The sequence below is a fragment of the Variovorax sp. P1_H12_2 genome, from assembly GCF_056405335.1.
In genome coordinates, this window is record NZ_JBFUCI010000436.1 from 1 (window position 1) to 5,150 (window position 5,150).

Here is a 5,150-nt window from a genome sequence, read left to right on the forward strand (position 1 = left end):
AGCTTGAAGCCGGGCGGCAGCTCGGTGACCTTGTCGCCGTGGCTCATCCAGACGTTGAGCATGCCGTGCCCCTCGTCGGTCGTGAAGTCGGCGATGTCGCGCAGCAACTCGGTGTGGCCGCGCGCGCGCACGGCCGCGAAGCCGAACTCGCGCTTGTGGCCGCCCTCGACCTTGCCGCCGAGCTGGTGCGCCATGGTCTGCATGCCGTAGCAGATGCCCAGCACCGGCACGCCGAGCTCGAACACCGCCTGCGGCGCCTTGTCGGTGGTTTCCTCGTAGACGCTCGCGTGGCTGCCGGACAGGATCACACCCTTGAGCGTGCCGTCCTTGGCGAACTCGCGCACCCATTCGTCGCTGACGTCGCAGGGATGGACCTCCGAGAACACGTTCGCTTCGCGCACGCGGCGCGCGATCAGCTGGGTGACTTGGGAGCCGAAATCGAGGATGAGGATCTTGTCGTGTTGCATGGAGAAGACTCAGAGCGTTGAAATGTCGAAGAGGCGGACGCCCGCTTGCGGCGCCGCCTGGATGAGTTGCTCGTCGAAGGTGGCGAGCGGAAGATCGAGCGAGCGTGCGAGCCACAGATAGCCCGCGTCGTAGAGCGAGACACCGGCGTCGATGGCCACGGCGAGCACGGCCTTGTGCTGGGCCGGCGCCAGTTCGTGCAGTTCGACGCGGTGGCGAATGGCGTCGAGCACGCTCCACAGCCCTTCGACCGCGGACGGCGGAATGCGGCCGCTGCGCACGCCGTTGGCGAGGATGTTGGCGCACTCCCATTGCCACGCATTGGGCGCCTGCGGCTCGACCTCGTCGCGGCGGATGGCAGCGTAGAGCCTGCGCGTGTGTTCGCTGGCCTGATCCGGCAGCAGCCAGGCCGAAGTGACCGAGGCATCCATGACGAAGGCCGTCACGCTTGGCGCCCTTCGTCACGCAGGGTACGCACGGCGGGGCCCGGCTTGATGGTCGCGTGCAACGCGTCGATCTGGCCCAGTTCGCGCGCGATCTGTTCGTCGGTGATGACCGGCTTGCGCCGCACCGGAAGCATGCGCACGACTTCCTTGCCGTGGCGTGTGATGCGCACTTCCTCGCCCTTCTCGACCAGGTCGATCAGGGCCGAGAAGTTGTTCTTGGCTTCAGCGATGCCGAGGGATTGCATTTGGGCCAGAAAAAAATGATCTGGCCCAAATTCTAATGCCAATCTGGCCCAACTTCAATTATCTGGCCAGATTGAGCTCAGGCCGGCGCCGGGCCGCCCCAAGGCGGCCTGCGGCCCCCTCGGGGGGCAGCGACCACACGAAGTGAGGGAGCGTGGGGGCCATCCAGGCCGGCGCCGGGCCGCCCCAAGGCGGCCTGCGGCCCCCTCGGGGGGCAGCGACCCACACGCAGTGGAGGAGCGTGGGGGCCTTTCACTCAGCCCGGTAGTTTGGGGCTTCCTTGGTGATCTGCACGTCGTGCACATGGCTCTCGCGAATGCCCGCCGTGGTGATCTCGACGAACTCGGCCTTGTTCTTCATGTCCTCGATCGTGGCGCAGCCGCAGTAGCCCATGCTGGCGCGCAGCCCGCCGGACATCTGGTAGACGATCGACACCATCGAGCCCTTGTACGGCACGCGGCCCTCGATGCCTTCCGGAACCAGCTTGTCGGCGTTCGGATTGCCGGTGCTCGATTCCTGGAAGTAGCGGTCGGCGCTGCCCTGCTGCATCGCTCCGATCGAGCCCATGCCGCGGTAGCTCTTGTAGCTGCGGCCCTGGAACAGCACGATCTCGCCGGGCGCCTCTTCGGTGCCGGCGAACATGCCGCCCATCATCACGGTGCTGGCGCCGGCCGCGATGGCCTTGGCGATATCGCCCGAATAGCGCACCCCGCCGTCGGCGATCAGCGGCACGCCCGTGCCCTGCAGCGCGGTGGCGACGTTGTCGATCGCCATGATCTGCGGCACGCCCACGCCGGCCACGATGCGGGTGGTGCAGATGGAGCCCGGGCCGATGCCGACCTTGACCGCGTCGGCGCCGGCATCGGCCAGCGCGCGCGCGGCATCGCCGGTGGCGATGTTGCCGCCGATRACGTCGACCTGCGGGTAGTTGTTCTTGACCCAGCGCACGCGCTCGATCACGCCGGCATGGTGGCCGTGCGCGGTGTCGACCACGATGGCGTCGACGCCGGCCTTGACCAGCGCCTCCACGCGCTCCTCGGTGCCCGCGCCCGCGCCCACCGCGGCGCCGACGCGCAGCCGCCCGCTGGCATCGCGCGCCGCGTTCGGGAAGCTGGTCTGCTTGGTGATGTCCTTGACGGTGATCAGGCCCTTGAGCTCCCAGGCCTCGTTGATCACCAGCAGGCGTTCGAGCTTGTGCTTGTTGAGCAGCGCCTTGGCGTCCGCCAGCGTGGTGCCGTCGGGCACGGTGATGAGCCGGTCGCGCTGGGTCATGATCTCGCTGACCGGCACGTCGTAGCGGCTCTCGAAGCGCAGGTCACGCCCGGTGACGATGCCGACCACCTTGCCGGCGTCGCAGACCGGGAAGCCCGAAATGCCGAGCTGGTCCGACAGCGCCATCACCTGGCGTACGGTGTGGGTCGGGGTGATGACCACCGGGTCGCGCAGCACGCCGGATTCGTAGCGCTTCACCTTGGCCACCTGCGCCGCCTGCTCGGCGGCCGTGAGGTTCTTGTGAACGATGCCGATGCCGCCTTCCTGCGCGATGGCGATCGCGAGACGGGCTTCGGTCACGGTGTCCATCGCCGCGGAAACCAGCGGCAGATTGAGCGTGATGTTGCGGGAGAGCCGGGTGGCGAGGGAGGTGTCCTTGGGCAGGACTTGGGAGAACGCTGGCACCAGCAACACGTCGTCGAAGGTGAGCGCTTTGCCGAGAAGGCGCATGGGTGAGGCTCCAAAAGGTGGATTGTAACGATGGCCCGGGGTCCGGGCAGCCGAAGGGGCTCCCGCTTTCCGGCTGGCATGGGGCCCCAGGCACGACCCAATGCCACCCATGCGTTGCAAAAACGCCAGTAGGCTGGTTGCAAAACGTAAGGCAGCGCTAAACTTCCGCCCATGAAATTCGCGCAGCTGCTCCTCGTCGGGTCCGTGTTCCTGCTGCCCCTGGGTGCGCAAGCCCAATGGCAGTGGCTCGACAAGGACAACAAGAAGGTCTTCAGCGACCAGGCGCCGCCGCCCGAGGTGCCGGAAAAGAACATCCTGCGCCGGCCCGGCCCGCCGGCCAAGCGACTGAGCTTCAGCGCACCGCCGGCGGCAACCGAAGTCGCGGCCGCCCCTGCGGCCGACGCKCAGCCGCCTGCGCCCGCGCCCGCCAGCAGCGCCAAGGGTGCCGGCGTCGACAAGGAACTCGAAGAGAAGGCGCGCAAGGCCGAAGAGGCCGAAAAGGCCAAGCAGGCGGCCGAGGCCCAGAAGTTCGCGCAGGCCAAGGCCGAGAACTGCAACCGGGCGCGCCAGGGCAAGGCGACCATGGACAGCGGCATCCGCGTGGCGCGCGTCAACGCCCAGGGCGAACGCGAGATCATGGACGACGCCGCGCGCGCGAGCGAGCAGCAGCGCCTTCAATCCATCATTGCGTCCGACTGCAAATAGCGGCGGCTAGGGGCCCTAGCTAGGGGCCCCTAATATCCGGCTTTACCGCCTTTTCGGCGGCGCGCAAAGAGGCCCGTGCCGCGTGCGCCCTGCTGGCGGAATCGCTCGCGCCGCGCCACCTTCGGGTCCACCGTGAGCGGGCGGCACAGTTCGACGCGGTCGAGGTCATTCACGCAGTGGGTCCATTCGACCGCCCTGCCCCAGATCCCCGGTGTCATCGAGGCCCAGTCGAGGTGCGGGAACGCCTGCGACAGGCCGCTCGCGAGCACCGCGTCGCGCACCGTCGCGCCGTCGGCCAGTTCGAGAACCTGCTCGAAGGTCTCGCGCGGCGCCGGCGAGCAGGCCACCGTGATCCTGGGCATCAGGCAGCGCCGTAGGCCTGCTCGGCGCGCTTCACGAAGGCCTCCACCAGGTTCGAGGCGACCTTGTCGAACACCGGACCGACCAGCGCCTGCAACGCGAAGTTGCTGAAGCCGTAGCTCAGGTTGAGCTCGACCCGGCAGGCGCGCTCGCCGTCTTCGCCGACCGGCGTGAAGGTCCAGATGCCGTCGAGGTTCGAGAAAGGCCCGTCGACCAGCTTCAGATGCACCTCGCGGCCCGCCACATGGGTGTTGCGGGTGGTGAAGCTGTGATGGAATCCGCTGAATGCGAGGCCGACCTCGGCCGTCATGCCGAGCTCGTTCTGCTCGATGACCTTGGAGCGATCGCACCACGGCAGGAACTCGGGATATTTCGCCACATCGGTGACGAGCGCGTACATCTCTTCGGCGCTGTACCAGATAAGAACGGACTTGTGGACTGTTTTCATAGAATCGGCACCGCGTGCGCGACGGATTGTATTGAAGCCATGCAGCCCTCACCTGGAACACCATGGCCACGAAAAAGAAACAAGACCCCTCCTCCCGCATCGCCGACAACAAGAAGGCGGCCTACAACTATTTCTTCGAGGAACGCTTCGAGGCCGGCATGGTGCTCGAAGGCTGGGAGGTCAAGTCGCTGCGCGAAGGCAAGGTGCAGCTGACCGACGGCTACGTCGTCATTCGCGACGGCGAGCTCTACGTCATCGGCTGCCAGATCAACCCGCTGCACTCGGCCTCGACGCACGTCAATCCGGATTCGGTGCGTACCAAGAAGCTGCTGCTGCACAAGGAGCAGATCCGCCGCTTGATCGGCAAGGTCGAGCAGAAGGGCTACACGCTGGTGCCGCTGAACCTTCACTGGAAGGCCGGCAAGGTCAAGTGCGAGATCGCGCTGGCCAAGGGCAAGGCGGAGCACGACAAGCGCGACACCATCAAGGATCGCGAAGGCAAGCGCGAGGTCGAGCGCGCCATGAAGAGCCGCAGCCGTTGAAGATTATTTCGAGGCGCATGGAATAAACGCCGTGCCGGCGGCGTTCGTGTAGCAGGTACACCCATGGATCAACGCGCCCTCGTCTCCCACATCCCGAGCCTGCGGCGCTACGCCCGTGCGCTGACCGGTGATGCCTGGGCGGCCGACGACCTGGTGCAGGACACGCTGGAGCGCGCCTGCGGCAAATGGCGGCTCTGGATCCTGGGCACCGACCTGCGG

Annotated in this window: 9 protein-coding genes; 3 read left to right on the forward strand and 6 right to left on the reverse strand. The window is 67.0% G+C overall.

Annotation, left to right across the window (positions count from 1 at the left end):
- From AC1D2K_RS29320 to guaB, 4 genes are all read right to left on the reverse strand, one after another.
- Positions 1-467: glutamine amidotransferase-related protein (locus AC1D2K_RS29320; protein WP_478093280.1), on the reverse strand; the 467-nt coding region annotated here is incomplete at its 3' end.
- Positions 468-476: 9 nt separating this feature from the next.
- Entirely contained in the window at positions 477-896 is a 420-nt protein-coding gene (locus AC1D2K_RS29325; RefSeq protein ID WP_478093292.1) for a type II toxin-antitoxin system VapC family toxin, read from the reverse strand.
- 11 nt (positions 897-907) lie between these two features.
- Positions 908-1,156, reverse strand: a complete 249-nt coding sequence (locus AC1D2K_RS29330) for a type II toxin-antitoxin system Phd/YefM family antitoxin (protein WP_478093282.1) — start codon at positions 1,154-1,156, stop codon at positions 908-910.
- A 250-nt stretch (positions 1,157-1,406) separates the two neighbouring features.
- Positions 1,407-2,876 (reverse strand): IMP dehydrogenase, encoded by a 1,470-nt coding sequence (gene guaB / locus AC1D2K_RS29335; protein WP_478093284.1) that lies wholly within the window; start codon positions 2,874-2,876, stop codon positions 1,407-1,409.
- A gap of 171 nt (positions 2,877-3,047) precedes the next feature.
- Here guaB and AC1D2K_RS29340 point away from each other — a divergent pair, with 171 nt between their 5' ends.
- On the forward strand, positions 3,048-3,581 hold the full coding sequence (locus AC1D2K_RS29340) for a DUF4124 domain-containing protein (protein WP_478093286.1): 534 nt from the start codon (positions 3,048-3,050) through the stop codon (positions 3,579-3,581).
- Positions 3,582-3,610: 29 nt separating this feature from the next.
- Here the strand turns inward: AC1D2K_RS29340 and AC1D2K_RS29345 are convergent, their stop codons facing one another.
- The gene (locus AC1D2K_RS29345) at positions 3,611-3,943 is read right to left on the reverse strand and encodes an RnfH family protein (RefSeq protein ID WP_478093288.1); all 333 of its coding nucleotides are present in this window, start codon (positions 3,941-3,943) and stop codon (positions 3,611-3,613) included.
- Positions 3,943-4,389 (reverse strand): type II toxin-antitoxin system RatA family toxin, encoded by a 447-nt coding sequence (locus AC1D2K_RS29350; protein WP_478093289.1) that lies wholly within the window; start codon positions 4,387-4,389, stop codon positions 3,943-3,945. Before AC1D2K_RS29350 ends, AC1D2K_RS29345 begins: the two co-directional genes overlap by 1 nt.
- A gap of 62 nt (positions 4,390-4,451) precedes the next feature.
- Here AC1D2K_RS29350 and smpB point away from each other — a divergent pair, with 62 nt between their 5' ends.
- Together smpB and AC1D2K_RS29360 are read left to right on the forward strand one after the other, a co-directional pair.
- Entirely contained in the window at positions 4,452-4,931 is a 480-nt protein-coding gene (smpB, locus tag AC1D2K_RS29355) for an SsrA-binding protein SmpB (protein ID WP_478093290.1), read from the forward strand.
- A 63-nt stretch (positions 4,932-4,994) separates the two neighbouring features.
- Positions 4,995-5,150: sigma factor (locus AC1D2K_RS29360; protein WP_478093294.1), on the forward strand; the 156-nt coding region annotated here is incomplete at its 3' end.